The sequence below is a fragment of the Streptomyces sp. NPDC054770 genome (assembly GCF_053611985.1).
Window position 1 is genome coordinate 107,315 of sequence record NZ_JBSHBL010000021.1, and the last position, 16,961, is coordinate 124,275.

At 73.2% G+C, this 16,961-nt stretch carries 16 protein-coding genes and 1 tRNA gene; 8 read left to right on the forward strand and 9 right to left on the reverse strand.

All coding sequences use genetic code 11. The features are described 5' to 3' along the window. Window positions 1-333: 333 nt before the first annotated feature. Complete coding sequence (locus tag ACWGKQ_RS20495) at window positions 334-1,548, forward strand: M6 family metalloprotease domain-containing protein (RefSeq protein ID WP_453293375.1); 1,215 nt, start codon at window positions 334-336, stop codon at window positions 1,546-1,548. A gap of 74 nt (window positions 1,549-1,622) precedes the next feature. Here ACWGKQ_RS20495 and ACWGKQ_RS20500 read toward each other — a convergent pair. The 7 genes from ACWGKQ_RS20500 to ACWGKQ_RS20530 form a co-directional block, all read right to left on the reverse strand. Next, window positions 1,623-1,696 (reverse strand) — tRNA-Lys (locus tag ACWGKQ_RS20500). Next, entirely contained in the window at window positions 1,687-2,277 is a 591-nt protein-coding gene (locus ACWGKQ_RS20505) for a bifunctional DNA primase/polymerase (RefSeq protein WP_453293346.1), read from the reverse strand. The genes ACWGKQ_RS20500 and ACWGKQ_RS20505 overlap by 10 nt, the downstream gene beginning before the upstream one ends. A gap of 183 nt (window positions 2,278-2,460) precedes the next feature. Next, window positions 2,461-2,823: a hypothetical protein gene (locus tag ACWGKQ_RS20510; protein WP_453293347.1), complete on the reverse strand. Its 363-nt coding sequence runs from the start codon at window positions 2,821-2,823 to the stop codon at window positions 2,461-2,463. A 271-nt stretch (window positions 2,824-3,094) separates the two neighbouring features. Further along, complete coding sequence (locus ACWGKQ_RS20515; RefSeq protein WP_453293348.1) at window positions 3,095-4,438, reverse strand: AAA family ATPase; 1,344 nt, start codon at window positions 4,436-4,438, stop codon at window positions 3,095-3,097. Further along, window positions 4,435-6,024 carry a hypothetical protein gene (locus tag ACWGKQ_RS20520; RefSeq protein WP_453293349.1) on the reverse strand — a complete coding sequence of 530 codons (1,590 nt, stop codon included), beginning with the start codon at window positions 6,022-6,024 and terminating at the stop codon, window positions 4,435-4,437. Before ACWGKQ_RS20520 ends, ACWGKQ_RS20515 begins: the two co-directional genes overlap by 4 nt. Then, window positions 6,015-7,199, reverse strand: coding sequence for a hypothetical protein (locus tag ACWGKQ_RS20525; protein WP_453293350.1), 1,185 nt, complete (start codon window positions 7,197-7,199; stop codon window positions 6,015-6,017). The genes ACWGKQ_RS20520 and ACWGKQ_RS20525 overlap by 10 nt, the downstream gene beginning before the upstream one ends. Continuing rightward, window positions 7,096-8,049 (reverse strand): phosphatase PAP2 family protein, encoded by a 954-nt coding sequence (locus tag ACWGKQ_RS20530; RefSeq protein WP_453293351.1) that lies wholly within the window; start codon window positions 8,047-8,049, stop codon window positions 7,096-7,098. Before ACWGKQ_RS20530 ends, ACWGKQ_RS20525 begins: the two co-directional genes overlap by 104 nt. 233 nt (window positions 8,050-8,282) lie before the next feature. Here ACWGKQ_RS20530 and ACWGKQ_RS20535 point away from each other — a divergent pair, with 233 nt between their 5' ends. Further along, window positions 8,283-8,879: a histidine phosphatase family protein gene (locus ACWGKQ_RS20535; RefSeq protein ID WP_453293352.1), complete on the forward strand. Its 597-nt coding sequence runs from the start codon at window positions 8,283-8,285 to the stop codon at window positions 8,877-8,879. Window positions 8,880-8,976: 97 nt separating this feature from the next. Here the strand turns inward: ACWGKQ_RS20535 and ACWGKQ_RS20540 are convergent, their stop codons facing one another. After that, window positions 8,977-10,455 (reverse strand): hypothetical protein, encoded by a 1,479-nt coding sequence (locus ACWGKQ_RS20540; RefSeq protein WP_453293353.1) that lies wholly within the window; start codon window positions 10,453-10,455, stop codon window positions 8,977-8,979. Window positions 10,456-10,710: 255 nt separating this feature from the next. On the opposite strand from ACWGKQ_RS20540, the gene ACWGKQ_RS20545 reads away from it, so the two are divergent. Then, a complete protein-coding gene (locus tag ACWGKQ_RS20545) occupies window positions 10,711-11,103 on the forward strand; it encodes a hypothetical protein (protein ID WP_453293354.1) in 393 nt (130 codons plus the stop codon). 50 nt (window positions 11,104-11,153) lie between these two features. After that, the gene (locus tag ACWGKQ_RS20550; protein ID WP_453293355.1) at window positions 11,154-12,026 is read left to right on the forward strand and encodes a spermidine synthase; all 873 of its coding nucleotides are present in this window, start codon (window positions 11,154-11,156) and stop codon (window positions 12,024-12,026) included. A gap of 170 nt (window positions 12,027-12,196) precedes the next feature. Here ACWGKQ_RS20550 and ACWGKQ_RS20555 read toward each other — a convergent pair whose 3' ends face one another. Next, window positions 12,197-12,721 (reverse strand): hypothetical protein, encoded by a 525-nt coding sequence (locus ACWGKQ_RS20555; RefSeq protein WP_453293356.1) that lies wholly within the window; start codon window positions 12,719-12,721, stop codon window positions 12,197-12,199. A 98-nt stretch (window positions 12,722-12,819) separates the two neighbouring features. Here ACWGKQ_RS20555 and ACWGKQ_RS20560 point away from each other — a divergent pair, with 98 nt between their 5' ends. The 4 genes from ACWGKQ_RS20560 (at window position 12,820) to ACWGKQ_RS20575 (ending at window position 16,959) form a co-directional block, all read left to right on the forward strand. Further along, on the forward strand, window positions 12,820-13,530 hold the full coding sequence (locus tag ACWGKQ_RS20560) for a response regulator transcription factor (protein WP_453293357.1): 711 nt from the start codon (window positions 12,820-12,822) through the stop codon (window positions 13,528-13,530). Continuing rightward, the gene (locus tag ACWGKQ_RS20565) at window positions 13,527-14,945 is read left to right on the forward strand and encodes a sensor histidine kinase (protein WP_453293358.1); all 1,419 of its coding nucleotides are present in this window, start codon (window positions 13,527-13,529) and stop codon (window positions 14,943-14,945) included. Before ACWGKQ_RS20560 ends, ACWGKQ_RS20565 begins: the two co-directional genes overlap by 4 nt. Before the next feature lie 132 nt (window positions 14,946-15,077). After that, window positions 15,078-16,550, forward strand: a complete 1,473-nt coding sequence (locus ACWGKQ_RS20570; RefSeq protein ID WP_453293359.1) for a glycoside hydrolase family 18 protein — start codon at window positions 15,078-15,080, stop codon at window positions 16,548-16,550. A 97-nt stretch (window positions 16,551-16,647) separates the two neighbouring features. Beyond that, window positions 16,648-16,959, forward strand: a complete 312-nt coding sequence (locus ACWGKQ_RS20575) for a trypco2 family protein (RefSeq protein ID WP_453293360.1) — start codon at window positions 16,648-16,650, stop codon at window positions 16,957-16,959. The last annotated feature ends 2 nt before the right edge of the window (window positions 16,960-16,961 follow it).

Below are 16,961 nucleotides of genomic sequence, written 5' to 3' on the forward strand. Positions count from 1 at the left end.
GAAAGTGTGCCGATCATAGATGCTGGCCCGAGGGCCTTCCAGCCACTGTCCAGTGTCCCCGATGAACCGGCGATTCTGACAGATCGTTTCTGCCCGCACCTGGACGGGTTCTTGGGGCGTCCGACCACTTGTGACGTTCCGTGAGTGACTCGGGGTGTCGGCCGTTCGGGTCTGCCTGCGATGAGCAGGGCGTTCCTCACCCTGTTGGTGCAGGTAAACAGGTCATATCGCGACAAAGTCACACAGGCTGGGGGCGGTGTCCCGCGAACCGTCCCCGGAGGTCCTTCCGTGCCGCGTCTCCCGCTGCGCAGCTCCGCCGCCGTGTTCACCACGATGTCGGCGCTCGTCGCAACGACGATCCTGTCCGGACCGTCGGTCGCCCAGCCGTTCTCCACGGCCCCCTGTGCCCTGCACCGCACCGACGCGCACCACTCCGAGGGCGTCGACACCTGGAACGCCGACTACACCCGCCCCACCCACCCGCTTTCGGCCGTGATGGTGTTCCTCTCCTTCCCGGACGCGGCCCCGCAGACCACGCCCGCGGAGCTGGCCGCCGATCACTTCCCGGCCACCAGCCGCTACTACGAGCAGGCCTCCTACGGGAAGTTCACCATCCACCCGCACCCGCTCACCCACTGGCTGCGGATGCCCCGGCCCTCGGTCTCGTACGGCATAAGGCGCGACTGGAGCGTCACGCTGCGGGCCGCCTACCTGCGGGACGCGTTCGCCGCGGCCGATCCCGAGGTCGACTTCTCGCGCTACGACGTCGTGTACTTCGTGGCCGACCCGGACGCGCCCGGCGTCGACTCCGACGCCACGAAGGTGGTCAATCTCGACACCCCGGTGCACGTGGACGGCACCGACGTCCAACGGGTCGTCACCGTCTTCGAGAAGCACCCCCCGGACCGGCTGGTTCTCGCCCATGAGACCGGACATGTCTTCGACCTCCCCGACCTCTACCACCGTCCGGTGGACGGCAAGGGCGACTGGGACACCTATGTCGGCGACTGGGATCTGATGGGCAGCCAGTTCGGGCTGTCGCCGGATCTGTTCGCCTGGCACAAGTGGAAGCTGGGATGGCTGGATCCGCGCCAGGTGGTGTGTGTCCGGGGGGCCGGGCCGACCCGGCTGACCCTGGAGCCGCTGTCCGCCGGGCCGGGGGGAGCGGCGCAGGGCGCCGCGGGCGCCCCCGCCTTCGGGCTCGGCGACGGCACCAAGCTGGCGGTGGTGCGCACCGGGCCCGACACCGTGCTGGCCTTCGAGGCGCGCGGTGCGACCGGCAACGACAGCGCGGCCTGCCGGCAGGGCATCCTCGTCTACCGGGTCCGCGACGAGACGGCCTCCGGCGGCGGCCCGATCGAGGTGATCGACGCCCATCCGCGCACCGAGGCCTGCTGGGAGAACTCGGTCTACCCGCCGCTGGCCGACGCCCCGGTCGCCCTCGGCGAGAGCTTCACCGTGCCGGGGGACGGCGTGCGGGTGTCGGTGGAGGGGCGGACGGCTTCCGGCGCCTGGAACGTGAAGATCACGCCGGGCAGGCCGGACTGAACCGGACTCCGGCTCCGGCGGCGGAAAGGCGAAAGGCCAAGCTCACAGGAGCTTGGCCTTTCAACTACTTCGCGTGCGCCGCCAGGGACTCGAACCCCGGACCCGCTGATTAAGAGTCAGCTGCTCTAACCAACTGAGCTAGCGGCGCCTGCTGACGTCGTAGACCTTAGCATCCTGATCGGCGGGAGGAAAAATCGATATCCGCACGGTCGAGCGGGCCGCGCGGACGGCCGCCCAGAGCAGGATCTCCGGGCCGGGTAGCCATGGGTGCCGGGTGTCCGGGGCGACCAGCCAGCGGGCACCGGACGGGGCCGGGGAGGGGTCGGCGTGCGGCGCCGGGACGGTCACCGCGTCGCCGGTGCCGTGGCACAGCAGCGGCGGTACGGCCTGGCCGCGGCCGCCCCACTCCTCCCATCCCAGCAGTGACGGCAGCCGGGCGGCGGTGCCGGGGGCGGCGAACAGGAGCATCCGGCCCCGGAACACCGCGACCGGCCCGGATCCCGGTCCCTCGTCCCACAGCCGGTCCAGCATGCGGCGGCCGAAGATCGCCGGGGTGTTCACCACGTCGAACACGGTCCCGCAGGGCAGGACGACCGGGGCGTCCGGCCGTTCCTCCCAGAGGGCGAGCGTGCTCCGCGGATACGTTCCTGCCGAGGCCAGCCAGGCGGCTCCGTCGGAGGTGACCCCGGCCGCGTCGCCGGGGAGAGTCTCGTACGGTGTGCGGCTCATGGGGAATTGATACCCCGGGTGAACACCCGCTCGCCGTGAGTTGCGGGAAACCGGGACGGGACAGGGCGGAGAGGCGTATCTTGCCCGCCCGGCATATGCCACCCGCCAGGGCCCGTCCGGCGGACCAGGCCCTAGGGCCTGTTGTTTGGCCCCGCGACGCCGGCATGATCCAAACGGCAGGCCCTAGATCTGCTCGGGCCCCTGCCCCTCCTTCCCCCTCAGCAGGTCCCGCCCGAACTCGACCATCTTCTTCGCGTAGTCCTCGGTCCACTCGGCCCGCTCGGCGATGTCGGCCGGGGTCAGACGGTCGAAGCGGCGCGGGTCGGCGAGCTGGGCGGCGGCCATGGCCTGGAACTCCACGGCCCGGTCGGTGGCCATCCGGAACGCCTGGGCCAGCTCCGTCGCACGGGCCAGCAGCGCCCCGGGGTCCTCGACCGACTCCAGGCCGAAGAAGTGCTCCGGGTCGGCGACCGCTCCCACGGGCTCGAAGAGCAGGGGCGCGGGGCGTAGCCGCGGTTCGTTCCGACGCGGCGTGGGCTCCGCCATGTCTGGTCCTCCTCGTACGGTGTCGATGACTACGGTCCGATGACCACCGTCCATTCTCCCGCGCCCACGCAAGACCACCCCAAGGCCGCCGCCTGACGCTGCGCCGAACTGCCCGGGCGTGTCCGCCAGGGGCGCCAGGTCACCCGGTGTTCGGTCAGGTGGGCCAGTACCGCGTGGTTGGCCTCCCAGCCGTCCGGGGCTGCAACCATTGGCCGCCTCCGGCGGCGTGCCGGACTCCGTCCGGCGGGTGAGGCGTTGGTTCCGGTGTCCGTCAGGGGCGCCAGGTCACCCGGTGTTCGGTCAGGTGGGCCAGTACCGCGTGGTTCGCCTCCCAGCCGTCCGGGAACTTCACGAGGGTGCCCAGCTGGACCGGTTCGGTGGATGGGTAGTCGTCCAGGAGGTCGGTCACGCCGGCGCGGCAGATCATGATGCAGGCGTGGCGGTGGCGGGAGGCGAGGACGCAGAGGCGGCCCGTCTCCAGGTGGAAGGCGGTGGCGTCGGGGCGGCCGGAGAGCGGGTGGAGGACGACCGTCACGTCGTACTCACGGCCCTGGAGGCGATTCGCCGTGTCGACGGTGACGTCCGTCACGCCCAGCTCCGCCAGGGCCGCGCGGACGGCCGCCGCCTGGTCGCGGTGGGCGGTGCCGACGGCGATGCGTTCGGCGGTGAGCGGTGCGGGGTCGGGGGAGCGTTCGGAGAGGGCCGAGCCGCCCCGGTCGAGCAGGCGCCGTACCACCGTCGCCACCGCCCGGACCGCCTCCGGGTCGGTGCGCGGGGTGTGCCGGGCGGGCAGTTCCAGCAGGCCCCAGCCGGACTCCGCCGCCTCGTCGATCACCCGGTCGGGCCCGGAGCCGTCGGAGGGGACGGCGAAGCCGAGGCGCCGGTCGCCGTGGTCGGTGCCGCTGCGGAAGGGGGTGTACGGGTAGAACGCGCCGGAGACCAGCGGGGCCGCGGAGGCCGGCAGGCGCCAGGAGACCGGGAGACGGTGCTGCGGGAGGCCCGGGTTGTGGGCGAGGAGGGTGGAGACGGCGGAGGCCGACGGGTCGTACGACAGGCCCGCCCACTGCTCGCTGCCCACGATCGCGAACGGGTCCAGCTGCCCGGGGTCGCCCACGAACAGCGCCCGCTCGAACAGGCCGGCCACGGCGAGCAGCGAGTCCGAGCGCATCTGGTACGCCTCGTCGACGATCGCGTGCCGCCAGGGCTCGTCCACCTTCACGTGCGCCCACTTCGCGGCGGTGGACAGTACGACCTGCGACTCCCTGAGGTCGGCCGCCTTCGCGGACTTGCGGACGTTCGGCAGGTCGTCCAGCGCCTTGTCGTACGGGTCGGCGTCACTGCTGTGGAGGCGCCCGACGGGGAGCTCCGGGTTCTTCTCGGCGAGCCGCAGGACGAGGTCGTCCACCTGGGCGTTCGTCTGCGCGACCACCATCAGCGGGCGCCCTGCGTCGGCAAGTTCGAGCGCGGCGCGGACCACCAGCGTGGACTTGCCGGCGCCCGGCGGGGAGTCCACGACCACACCCCGGTCGGTGCCGTGCAGGGTGTCGTGGAGGATCGCGGCGGTGGCCTGTGCGGCGGCCGTTCCGGGATCGAGGTCCGTGGTCGTGGTCGTCACAGGATGTCCTCCGCGGTCACCGTGTCGGCCGCCTCGGGTGCCGTCTCGCCCGGCGGCCCGCCGTGCGTCCACGGCGTCTGCTCCGGGTCGGGCAGCTTGGCGCCGCCGCGCTGCTCGTGCTCGAACAGGGTGAAGACGAGCCGGTCGCCCTTCTCCGGCACGGAGCCCTCCTCCGGTTCCTTGCCGCGGCCCATCTTGTCCAGGACGCGCAGCACCAGGACCCCCTCCGCCTCGTACCCGACGAACTCGACCGACTGCGGCTTCCCGCCCAGCGAGCGGTACGCCTTGGCGCGCTCGCCCAGCTGCGGCCGGTCCTCCGTGCGCACGGTCACCAGCGGGCGCGGGCTGGGCCGCTTGCCCTCGCTGTACGCCATGACGACATCGAGGACCTCGCCCGCGAACGCCTCCCCGGACAGCCGCCGCCCCGCCATCACCAGCGGGTCGTCGAGGGCCTCCTGGGCGTCCAGCCGGGCCTGTTCGCGCTCGCGCGTGGCCAGCTTGTTGGCGGCCGTGACCGCGTCGTCCCGGCGCGGCTGCGGGGGTTCGCCGGCCAGCACCCGGTCCCGGTGACCGGTGAACGACCAGCGGTCGCGCGTCCACCGCTCCTCGGCCCGGGCCCCCTCCGGCAGCCCGCGCAGCAGGTCGAGACCCTGCCAGACCGCGTCCCAGGTGGGCCGGGTACGGCTCTCGACCAGCGCGCGGATCTCCCGCTCGGCGGCGGTGAGGATCGCCAGCCGGTCGTCGGCCTGGAGACCGTCCGCGGCCTCGGCGAGGGCGATGCGGGCCCGGTCGTAGCGCTCGAAGGCGGGGGCCAGCAGTTTGTTGTCGAAGGCCGGGTCGGTGGCGGGACCGGCCGGCGGGCACCGCAACTGGCCGTCGGCGTCCCGCGCGAGCTCGGCCACCCGCGCGGCCTGCGCGCCCGTACTGCCCTCCGGCGGGGCGATCCAGGCGAGCAGCGCGCCCAGGTGCTGGTCCTCGATGCCGGACTGGCCGGTCGCCCAGTGCCGGGACAGCAGGTCGGTCATGGCGAGGAGCAGAGCGGAGCCAGGGACCCGGGCACGCTCGCCGAAGTGGGTGAGCCAGCGGCCCAGCAACGGCACCCGGGGCGGGGCCGGGTAGGGCGCCTCCGGGTCCTGCTCCGCCGTGCGCCGGAACCGCATCGACCGGCCCAGCAGCCGTACGTACTCGACGCCCGCGCGGCCCGGGACGATCAACTGGGGTGCGTCCGCGCACAGTTCCACCTCGACCTTGACCCGTTTGCCGGTCTCCGGGTCGGTCTCGGTGCGTTCGGCGGCCTCGACGCTGTCCGCGTAGGAGTCCAGGTGGGGCAGCACGACGTCGGCGAGCTCGGCGAGGAACGCGAACCGCAGGTCCCGGTCGCGCGGCTGGGGTACGACCAGCAGGCGCGGGGCGTCCCGGTCGGTGCCGACCAGGGCGCCGAGCGGGGCACCCGCCTCACCGGCGGTGGTGAGCGGGACGAAGACCAGCGGATGCTCGGAGAGATGCCGGTGGCGGACGGTCGCGGCGGGCCGTGCTGTGCCGGTGCTCACCGCTTCGAGCCGGGCGAGGGTGGTGATCAGGGACACCCGGCCTCCCGAGCGCCGCTCAGTGCCTCGGCACGCAGGGCCGCCGCCCGGCGCAGGGCGGCCACCGCCGGGTCGGCCGGGTCGCCGCTCTCGCCGCGCGCCGCCGACAGCACCTCCTCGACGGTGCTCAGCCCGCCCAGCTCGGCCCGCGCCGCGCGGCCCAGCGCGGTCACCTCGTCGGCCGCGCGGGAGCGCTGCCGGCAGTGGAAGGCCAGTTCGCAGGCGGACAGGCACTCGGGCGCGTAGGCCGCCGGGACGGCGTCCACGGCCGCGGTGAGCCGCTCCGCCGGCAGGTCCGGGGCGAAGCAGGTGCCCTCCGGGAGGGTGTCGGCGATGTCCTGGACACGGGTGAGCCGGGCCAGCTGGCGGGCGGTGACCGCGCGCTGCTTGCGGATGTCCACGGCCGCGGCGGTGGGCAGGTTGGCGAAGTCCTTGGGGCAGACGAGCAGCACGTCCTGGCGCACGCGCGGGGCCGGGGTGAGCCGGGCCGCGACCTGCTCCAGGGCCAGCACGTACACCGCGGCCTGCCGGGCGGCCGCGCCCACCTTCGCCGGGTCCGCGGAACCGTCCAGCATCGGGAAGGACTTGATCTCCACGACCGTCCAGCTGCCGTCCGGGTGCACGACCACCGCGTCCGGCTCCAGGAACGCGGGGGAGCCGGCCACCTCGAGGGCCAGCATCGGATGGTCGAACAGCGCCCAGCCGCCCGCCTCGACGGCCTCGCGCAGCGCGAGCGCCGTACGGGCCGTACGCCCCTCGGGCCCGCTCGCGGACAGGTCCGGCACGGCGGCCCCGTCGGCAGGCTCGGCGCCCGGGTCGAGGTGGGTGCGGACCAGCCGCAGCAACTCGGCCCCGCGGTCCGCCTTCACCTTCGCCTCGAAGGCGTTGCCCCGGGTCAGCGCGAACTGCGACTGGCCGAAGGCCGACGGCGAGCCGAGGGCGTCCGCCAGCGCGCTCTTGTCCACCCCGGCGCCGTCCAGGATCGCCCGCCGCCTGCACCCCGGGTTCGCGGCGAGCGCCGCGAGGGCACGCGCGTCGAGGGCCTTGGCCGGGACGGCGGGGCCGCGCAGCTCAGCGAGCCGGTGCCGGAGCGCCGTCCCCCGCGTCGGTGGGGGAGGCGTCCGGTTCGGCTGCGGAGGCAGGCCGGGACTCGCGCTGCGATGGAATTCGCTCACCCGCCGAAGTCTGGCATCCGGCACTGACAATCGGGGAACCTGCGCCGCCCGAGCGGGCTGCGACGAGGGAGGCGCCCGGGGTGATCCGCACCCTGACGAGATCCGCGACCCGCATGACGTACGGCGCCAGCAGGTAGCCCACGCCCATCACGAACACGCCCGCGACCGCGTCCAGGAAGTAGTGGTTGGCGGTGCCCATCACGACGATCGCGGTCAGCAGCGGGTAGGCCACGCCGAGCACCTTGGTCAGGCGGTTGCCGCCGTGGCGCCACAGCATCACCCCGCACCACAGCGCCCAGCCGCAGTGCAGGCTCGGCATCGCCGCGTACTGGTTGGTCATGCCGCCGAGGCCGCGCGGGGCACTGGCGTCGCCGCCCCACCAGCCGTACGAGCTGTACTGGGCCATCGTGTCGACGAAGCCGTACTTCGCGGCCAGCAGCCGGGGCGGGCAGGTGGGCAGCAGGGTGAAGCCGATCAGGCCGATGAACGTGGACGTCATCAGCCAGGTGCGGGCCCGCCGGTAGACTTCGGCGCGCTTGCGGAACAGGAAGACCAGGATCGCCGGGGTGATCAGGTAGTGCAGCGAGGCGTACCAGAAGTCCGCCGGTATGCCGAGCCAGGCCTCCCGGGTGAAGAGGCGGTTGAGCGGGTGCTCGGCGTTGAGGTGCAGGGCCTTCTCGATGCGCAGGATCGCCAGGCCGTGGTCGACGGCGGTGTCCGTGTCCCCGCGCGCCAGCAGGCGGCCGGCCGAGTAGCAGGCGTACACCAGCAGGATCAGGGGCAGCTCGGTCCACCAGCGCAGCCGGGTTCGCGCAGCCACCTCGGTGCCCGGTTTCTCGGTCTGCGGCATCCGACTGCCTCCCCCTTCTCGTCCCTGTCCGCGCGGCCCCCGGCGGCCGACCGTGACACTTTACGTCGCGGGCATTCCCGCCCACGCGGGGCGCTCAGCACTCAAAGACGCGGAGAACGCGCCCCGGGTTGCCCGCCCCCGGCCCGTTCCCGGCCCGCTCCCGGCGTCTTCCCAGCGTGGGTGATGATGGAGGTGTCCCGCCTCCGAATTTCTCCCGAAGGGTTCTCCCGCTCATGGCACCGCGCATCCTGCTGGCCCGGCACGGACAGACGGAGTGGTCGCTGTCCGGCAAGCACACCGGCAGGACCGACGTACCGCTCCTGGAGGAGGGGCGGCGTGGGGCCAAGCTGCTGGGCGAGCGCCTGCACCGGCCGCCGTTCCACGGCCTCGCCGACGCCGAGGTACGCACCAGTCCGCTGGCACGCGCGCGTGAGACGTGCGAACTCGCCGGCTTCGGCGACCGTGCTGCCCGCTGGGACACGCTGATGGAGTGGGACTACGGGACGTACGAGGGCCTGACCCCGGCGCAGATCCAGGCGGACCGGCCGGGCTGGCTGATCTGGCGGGACGGGGTGCCCGGCGGCGAGTCCCTGGCGGAGGTGACCGCGCGGGCGGACGAGGTGGTGTCCTGGGCGCGGTCGGCGGACCGGGACGTACTGGTGTTCGCCCACGGGCACATCCTGCGGTCGATCGGGGCGCGGTGGCTGGGCCTGCCACTGGACTTCGCGGCCCGGATCAGGCTGAACCCGACGTCGCTGTCGGTACTGGGGTGGGCTTACGGGGAGCCTGCCATTGAAAGCTGGAACGACTTGGGGCACCTGGCGGGGTGACGGCGGGTGAAGCGCCCCGTAAGGGGCGCGGGGAACTGCGCGATCAGCCCCCACTCACCCGCACCCGAGAACCGGCCCCGCGACCCCGGTCCCGGCCCTACACGACCCTCGGTGTGGACGCGTGCCGGTCCAGGAACTCCTGGACCCCGCTGGCCCGGCGGTGCGGCAGCAGTACCCGGGCCGTGCCCGCCAGCATCCCCTGGATCCGGGACGACTGGACCTGGTCCAGCAGCTCCAGCACCCGCATGCCCGCCGTCGCCGCCTCGTCGGGCCGCCCGCCACGCGCGAGGTCGTCGGCGAGCTCCGCCGTGTACAGCGCGATGTTCCGCGTGAAGTGCGGATCCTGCAGGTCGGCGGCCCGGCGCGCGTGCCGTGCGGCCCGCCGCCAGTCGCCCAGCATGGACCAGCACTGCGCCTCCAGGCCCTCCAGCTCGGCCTCTCCGTAGAAGCTCATCCACTCGGGGTCGGCGTCCGAGTGGCCCCGCTCGAAGAGGGCCTGCGCGCGGGCCAGCGCCTGTTCGGTGCCGGTGCGGTCGGCGAGCCCCGCCCAGCCGCCCGCCTCGCGCAGCGCGAGCAGGGACATCAGGCGGGCCGAGCCCAGCGGCCGGCCGACCCGCTGGGCGGCCTGTGCCGCCCGCACCGCCTCCCGTGGCCGCCCGGCGTCCCGCGCCAGGAACGCCGTGTTGCAGAAGGCGTGCGCCTCCAGCCCCGGGTCCCCGGTCATCCGCGCCGTCGCCAGCGCCTCCGCGTAGTGCGAGCGGGCATCGTCGAAGCGGCCGGAGTCATGGGCCAGCCAGCCCACCGAGATGGCCAGCTCGCCGGCGCCCGAGTGCAACCGCTCGGCGGTCGTCTGCCTGGTCGCGCCCGCGTCGAGCAGCGCGTACGCAGCGCGCAGCGGAGCCGCCGCGCGCCGGTACAGCCCGTCCGCGCCGTGCCGGTCGTCCAGCAGCCGGATCCGGCGTACGGCCTCCTCCAGGGCGGCCGCGTGCGAGGACCCGGCGCGGCGCACCGGCCGGTCCGCCGCGACGGCGTCGATGGTGAACCCCAGCGGGCCCAGCGTGGCGGCGGCCACTGTGGCGCCTCCGCCGGTCATGAATAGGCGACGCAGCACGTCGCTCTCCTCGTAGTTGTCGTGCGTCTCGTACGGGTCCTGCGGGTTCCGCATCTCGTGCGGGTCATGCCGGTCTTGCGGGTGGTGCGGGTCCTGCGGGTCATACGGCTCGACGGCCCCTTGCGTCTCACTTCCGGCGAGAGCCGGGGGCACGTCCTCCGGCGGCCGCGCCGCGCGTCCGCGGACGGACGAGCGGGGCGCGAAGCCGAGGTCGGCGAGCGTGCGACCGGGGAACATGTGCAGGAACACCCGTTCGTACGCGTAGTTCGGGCAGCGGATCTCACCCGCCTCGACCCGGCCGATGTAGCGCGCGTCACAGCTCACCCGCTCGCCGATCTCGCGGGCGGCGCGCCGCACCAGCGCGGCGAACTCGGCCGGCGAGTGCCGACCGCGCACCTGCCGGAAGGTGAGGTTCGGCCGTACCGGCCGATCTGGCTGCGGCGAGTTCGTGGTTGACGACGCCATGGCCGGGTCCTCTCGTGCGAACCGTCGAACCATGCCGGACTCGTGGTGAGTTGTCCGAGTGGACCCTTGGTTCCGGCGGGCAAGAACGTACCTGCTGTGTCGGACCCGTGACGCAGGGTTTGGCTACAAACCGGATATCTCATGCACGATCTGCCATGAACTGCCATCCTTTGCGGCTGACTTCCGCCGTAGCCGTTGACGCGGTGGCGCGTTGTCCCTCATGGACTGCAAGAGGGCTGCGCGGTGGAGGCCGGGATGGAGACCAGCCAGAGCAACGATCCTTGTGTACCGTCGGCGGACGACGCGGGGTGCGACCTCGTGACGGTGCCGGCCCGGCAGGGCCTGGAGGCGGTCGACATCCTGCGCCGGGGGCCCGGGGACGCGGTGGGACCCGTACTCCACGACGACGGGGGCGGCACCCTGGGCTTCGTGGTGCCGGCCGGTACGGCGGCGGGCTGGGACGTGCCCGGCAGCACCTGCACCGAGACCGACGGGCGCGGGCTGCGGCTCAGCCCCGAGCCGCCGGTCGAGGGCTCCGACTGGCTGCTGCCGCCCGGCGAGGCCGACCTCGCGACCGATCCGGCGGTGCTGCGCCGGGCGCTCGGGGAGGCGGCCCGGATGATCGAGGCCGCGGACAGCTGCCGCTGAGATCCCGGCGCTGAATTTCCCGGACGGCCGTCGCCTGGGAAAATGGCGGGATGGGCAAGTCCAGGAACTCACGGCGCCGGTCGGCTGCCGCCGCCGAAGCCGTTGTCGAGGCCGTCGACGGCGGCCTCGCCCAGCTCATCCCCGACCCCGACCGCGGCCGGGCCTGGACGCTGCTCATCGACGGCGCCCCGCAGTCGCACGTCGACCTCGACGACCCGGCGTACCTCTCCTTCGAGTACCAGCGTCGGCTCGGCCATGTGATCGACCTGGTCGCACCGCCGGGCAGGCCCGTGCAGGTCGTGCACCTCGGGGGCGGGGCGTTCACGCTGGCGCGGTATGTGGCGGCCACCCGGCCCCGGTCCACGCAGCAGATCGTCGAGCGGGACGCGGCCCTCGTCCAACTGGTCCGGCGGGAGCTGCCGTTGGATCCGAACGCGCGGATACGGGTGCGGTCAGTGGATGCCCGGGAGGGGCTGGGGAAGGTTCCGGAGGCGTGGGCGGACCTGGTCATAGCGGATGTGTTCAGCGGGGCGCGCACTCCGGCGCACTTGACGTCCACGGAGTTCCTGGACGAGGTGCGGAGGGTACTGCGGCCGGGGGGTGTGTACGCCGCCAACCTCGCGGACGGGCCGCCGCTCGCCCACCTGAGGGGGCAGATCGCGACGGCGGGGGCGCGGTTCGCGGAGGTCGCGGTGGTGGCGGACGCGGGGGTGTGGCGGGGGAAGCGGTTCGGCAACGCGGTGCTGGTGGCGGCCGACGTACAGCTGCCGGTGGGGGAGTTCACCCGGCGCTGTGCATCCGACCCTCACCCCGGGCGGGTCGAACACGGGCGGTCTTTGAGGGACTTCACGGGCGGGGCGGTGGCTGTGACTGATTCAGTGGCCGTGGCTTCGCCTTCTCCGCCGCCTTCGGTGTTTCGTTGAGCCTGCGGGCCGGTGGGGACTGATCGCGCCCACGCGGCGGCAGCCGCACATCGATACAGCCCCGCGCCCCTTTGGGGCGCGCTGCCCAGCCGTCTCTCATATTGCCGCGGGCGGCACCCTGCAAGCGCCGGTAAGCGTCCCCACCCCCGGCCCCGGCCCACCATTCGCTCTCAGTAGGTCTCCACCTGCACCTGCGGCGCGCTGTCGTGCCAGGTGCAGAACACCGACACGCGGTCCGTGCTCTTGCTGAACTCGATGCGGATCCACGTCTCCGTCTTCCAGACCTGCATCGACCAGCCCGTTCCCGGCGTCGCCGACACCAGGGTCGCACTGGCGCTGCCCAGATCGAAGACCGCCCGGCCGCCGTCCGTGTCGTACGCCTTGACCTGGCCGGACGCGGTCGCCGTGGCCGAGGGGGTCGGGGACGTCGTCGGAGTCCGGGACGGCGTCGGCGTGGGAGTCGCCGACGGGCGCGGTGCGGCCGTGTGCGAAGGGCTCGGGGTCCGGGATGCCGGCGACGGCAGCGGCTTGGAGCCCTGGGTGGTCGGGTCGTCGTCCGTCGCCGTGACGGGCAGGGCGCGGGGCGGCGCGTAGGCCGTGGCCGCCATCACCGTGTGGACGCCCCACCACGACAGCGTGACCGCCGCGCCCGTGGCGAGCAGCCAAGCCAGTACGTGTACGAGTCCTCTGCGCATCGCGGGCCATACTGCCTCAGGGGCACCGCCGTACGCACTCGACCCGAGTTATCCACAGGCCCCGACCGGCGTCCGCCGCATGGCGTACGGTGCGGCGCATGGCAAGTGTGCTCGTGGTCGAGGACGACCAGTTCGTACGCTCGGCGCTCATCCGGCATCTCACCGACGCCTCGCACACCGTGCGCAGCGTCGGCACGGCACTGGAGGCGCTGCGCGAGGTCGCCCATTTCCGCTTCGACGTGGTCGTGCTGGACCTCGGCCTGCCCGACCTGGACGGCTCCGAGGCGCTGAAGATGCTGCGCGGCATCACCGACGTACCCGTCATCATCGCCACCGCCCGGGACGACGAGACGGAGATCGTCCGGCTGCTCAACGCCGGCGCGGACGACTATCTGACCAAGCCGTTCTCCGTCGAGCACCTGTCCGCGCGGATGGCCGCCGTGCTGCGCCGGGCGCGGTCGGCCGGGGGCGAAGCGGCGCCGTCGAGTGTGCTGCGGGTGGGCGGGCTGGCCGTCGACCCGCTGCGCCGGCAGGCCGAGTTGGACGGGGTGCGGCTCGATCTCACCCGGCGGGAGTTCGACCTGCTGGCCTTCCTCGCCGGGCGCCCTGGGGTCGTCGTGCCGCGCAAGGAGCTGCTGGCGGAGGTGTGGCAGCAGTCGTACGGGGACGACCAGACCATCGACGTGCACCTGTCCTGGCTGCGGCGGAAGCTGGGCGAGACGGCGGCCCGGCCGCGGTACCTGCACACACTGCGGGGGGTCGGCGTGAAGCTGGAGCCGCCCGGCGGGGAAGCGAGGCCGGTCGGATGAGGTGGGCCCTGGTCAAGGTCTGTCTGGCGGTCACCGCGATGGTCGTGGTCGCCTTCGCCGTCCCGCTCGGCCTGGTCGTCAAGGAGCTCGCCCGCGACCGCGCGTTCTCCAACGCCGAGCGGGAGGCCGCCGCCGTCGCCCCGGCCCTGTCCATCACCACCGACCGGGACAAGCTGGAGCGGGTGGTGGCCTCGGCCGGCGCCGACCGGGGCATGGCCGTGCACATACCGGCGGCCGGCGGCCAGGCGGCCGTCGACATCGGGCGGCAGCGCGCCGCAGACGGGGACATCGCGGCCGTACGGAAGCTGGGGCGGGCCTCCACGACCGGGGTGGCCGGCGGGTCGACCCTGCTGCAGCCCGTCGCGCTGAGTTCCGGCGCCATCGCGGTCGTCGAGGTGTACGTGCCCGAGTCCGAGGTGACCAACGGCGTCGGCACGGCCTGGGCGGTGCTCGCCGCCGTCGGCCTGGCGCTGATCGTCGGCTCGGTCGCGGTCGCCGACCGGCTGGGCGTACGGATGGTGCGGCCCGCCCAGCGGCTGGTCGAGGGCGCGCACGAACTGGGGGAGGGCAAGCTGGGGGCGCGGGTGCCCGAGGAAGGGCCGAACGAACTGCGGCTGGCGGCGGTCGCGTTCAACTCGATGGCGGATCAGGTCGTCCAACTGCTGGCGAACGAGCGGGAGCTGGCGGCGGATCTGTCGCACCGGCTGCGTACCCCGCTCACCGTGCTGCGGCTGAACGCCGCCTCGCTCGGGGACGGGGCCGCCGCCGAGCAGACCCGGGCCGCCGTCGCGCAGCTGGAGCGCGAGGTCGACACCATCATCCGGACCGCCCGGGAGGCCAAGCCGCAGACGGCGGCCGCCGGACCGGGAGCCGGCTGCGACGCGGCCGAGGTGGTGCGGGAGCGGATGGGGTTCTGGTCGGCGCTCGCGGAGGACGAGGGCCGCAAGTGGCGGGTGGCCGGCGTGGAGCGGCCGGTGCGCATACCCGTCGCCCGCGCCGACCTGGCCGCCGCGCTCGACGCGCTGCTCGGCAACGTCTTCCGGCACACCGCCGAGGGCACCGCCTTCGCGGTCGACGTGCACAACGCGGAGGACGCGGTGATCGTGCTGGTCTCGGACGCGGGACAGGGCATCCGTGACCCGGAGGCGGCGATGGCCCGGGGGCGGGGTTCCGGGGCGGCCGGGTCGACCGGGCTCGGGCTCGACATCGTGCGCCGGCTCGCCGAGTCGACCGGTGGCGACGTGCGGATCGGGTCGTCGGTGCTCGGCGGGACCGAGGTGCGGATCTGGATCCAGCTGGACGGCGGGCAGCCGGAGCGCAGGGGGCACCGGGGAGCGGTGCGGCGGCGCCGTTCGCGCAGGCAGCCGGGCGATCCGGGCAGAAGGGGAACCGGCAAAATTGGTCTCGACCTTTAATCGCTCCCGATGCCTTCCTTAAGCGCAGCCTAAGAACCTCAACAGCCGCCCCTATCAGGCCTTTTGTCTGATTCCTGGCCGCTAGCGTGCTGCCGCACCCCACCCCCTCCGGCAGGCGAAGGCAGGCACGGCATGAGTACGCACCGGCGCAGAATCAGTGGCAGGAACAAGGTGATAGGCGGTCTGGTCGCCGCGGCGGTGGTCGGTGGCGGGGCGATCCTGTTCACCGGGATCGCGCAGGCGGCCGGGATCGGCGCCGCGTACACGAAGACGAGCGACTGGTCGACCGGGTACACCGCGCAGTACGTCGTCACGAACAACAGCGGTGCCAGGGAGCAGGACTGGAAGCTGGAGTTCGACCTGCCGGCCGGCGCGAAGCTCAGCTCGCTGTGGAACGCCGAGTACACGGTGAGCGGGCAGCACGTCACAGTGAAGCCGCCGAAGTGGGACACCGACGGCCTCGCGGCCGGCGAGTCGGACACCGTCGGCTTCGTGGTCGACGGCAGCGGGGACCCGACCGGCTGCCGTATCGACAACGCGAGCTGTTCGGCGGACGGTACGACGACTCCGGAGCCGAGCGGCCGCCCGACGCAGTCCGCCACCCCGACCCCGACGGCCACCGCGACCCCCAAGCCCACGGCCACCGCCACCCCCACCGCGACGGCCACCCCCACCGCCTCCCCGACCCAGAGCAGCGGCACCGGGACCACCGTCTCCGCCGGTTTCGCCCCGTACGTCGACACCTCCCTCTACCCGGCGTTCGACCTCCTCGCGGCGGCGAACGCGACCGGCGTGAAGAACTACAACCTCGCGTTCGTCACCGACGGCGGCGGCTGCACGCCCAAGTGGGGCGGGGTGACGGACCTGGCGAGCGACGGTGTGGCGTCCCAGATCGGCGCCCTGCGCGCCAAGGGCGGTGACGTCCGGGTCTCCTTCGGCGGCGCGTCCGGCTCCGAACTGGCCACCACCTGCTCCTCGGCGGACGCGCTGGCGGCGGCGTACGGCAAGGTCGTGGACGCGTACCAGCTGACCAAGGTCGACTTCGACGTGGAGGGCGGCGCGCTGCCCAACACCACGGCGAACACCAACCGCGCCAAGGCCATCGCCAAGCTCCAGGCGAGCCACCCGAACCTGGACGTCTCCTTCACCCTCCCGGTGATGCCGGAGGGCCTCACCCAGGACGGCGTGAACCTCGTCTCCGACGCCAAGGCCAACGGCGTGCGGATCAGCGCCGTCAACATCATGGCGATGGACTACGGCGCCTCGTACAACGGCGACATGGGCACCTACGCCATCCAGGCCGCCACCGCCACCCAGGCCCAGATCAAGAGCGTCCTCGGCCTCTCCGACTCCGCCGCCTGGAAGGCGGTCGCCGTCACCCCGATGATCGGCGTCAACGACGTCTCCTCCGAGGTCTTCAAGGTGGACGACGCCACCCAGCTCGTCGACTTCGCCAAGTCCAAGGGCCTCGGCTGGCTCTCGATGTGGTCGGCCACCCGCGACCAGCAGTGCGCCGGCGGCGCCAAGTCCACCGCCGACGCCACCTGCAGCTCGATCACCCAGGCCAAGTACGCCTTCTCGAAGGCCTTCGCAGCGATCGGCTGACCCGCGAGCACCGTCCGATACGTCCCGTCCGGTCTTCCCCTTCCCGGCCGGGACGTACAAACTTCTTTATCGGGGCGCTGCAGAACAAGGGGGACGAATGATCGAGCTGTACGACATGATTCGTGAGCTGAGGCGGCAGCTGATCGCCGCCGCGGTCGACGGCGACGGCCAGACTGTACGGTTCGAACTCGGGCCCATCGAGGTCGAGGCCACCGTCGCCGTCACTCGGGAGGCGGGTGCCGGCGCCAAGGTGCGGGTTTGGGTCGTAGACCTGGACTCGAACGGCAGGTACGCCCAGGCGCAGACCCAGAGGGTCAAGCTGACACTCATACCCAAAGCCGCACCCGCGGGCGGGGGATCGCCGCAACCCGCCATGATCGCGGGGGTCGAGGTCGATGGCGAGCGCTGACC

Coding starts and splice junctions, on each gene's coding strand:
- ACWGKQ_RS20495 (WP_453293375.1), top strand. CDS start 334: ATGTCGGCGCTCGTCGCAACGACGATCCTGTCCGGACCGTCGGTCGCC.
- ACWGKQ_RS20505 (WP_453293346.1), bottom strand. CDS start 2,277: ATGAGCCGCACACCGTACGAGACTCTCCCCGGCGACGCGGCCGGGGTC.
- ACWGKQ_RS20510 (WP_453293347.1), bottom strand. CDS start 2,823: ATGGCGGAGCCCACGCCGCGTCGGAACGAACCGCGGCTACGCCCCGCG.
- ACWGKQ_RS20530 (WP_453293351.1), bottom strand. CDS start 8,049: ATGCCGCAGACCGAGAAACCGGGCACCGAGGTGGCTGCGCGAACCCGG.
- ACWGKQ_RS20535 (WP_453293352.1), top strand. CDS start 8,283: ATGGCACCGCGCATCCTGCTGGCCCGGCACGGACAGACGGAGTGGTCG.
- ACWGKQ_RS20540 (WP_453293353.1), bottom strand. CDS start 10,455: ATGGCGTCGTCAACCACGAACTCGCCGCAGCCAGATCGGCCGGTACGG.
- ACWGKQ_RS20545 (WP_453293354.1), top strand. CDS start 10,711: ATGGAGACCAGCCAGAGCAACGATCCTTGTGTACCGTCGGCGGACGAC.
- ACWGKQ_RS20550 (WP_453293355.1), top strand. CDS start 11,154: ATGGGCAAGTCCAGGAACTCACGGCGCCGGTCGGCTGCCGCCGCCGAA.
- ACWGKQ_RS20555 (WP_453293356.1), bottom strand. CDS start 12,721: ATGCGCAGAGGACTCGTACACGTACTGGCTTGGCTGCTCGCCACGGGC.
- ACWGKQ_RS20560 (WP_453293357.1), top strand. CDS start 12,820: ATGGCAAGTGTGCTCGTGGTCGAGGACGACCAGTTCGTACGCTCGGCG.
- ACWGKQ_RS20565 (WP_453293358.1), top strand. CDS start 13,527: ATGAGGTGGGCCCTGGTCAAGGTCTGTCTGGCGGTCACCGCGATGGTC.
- ACWGKQ_RS20570 (WP_453293359.1), top strand. CDS start 15,078: ATGAGTACGCACCGGCGCAGAATCAGTGGCAGGAACAAGGTGATAGGC.
- ACWGKQ_RS20575 (WP_453293360.1), top strand. CDS start 16,648: ATGATCGAGCTGTACGACATGATTCGTGAGCTGAGGCGGCAGCTGATC.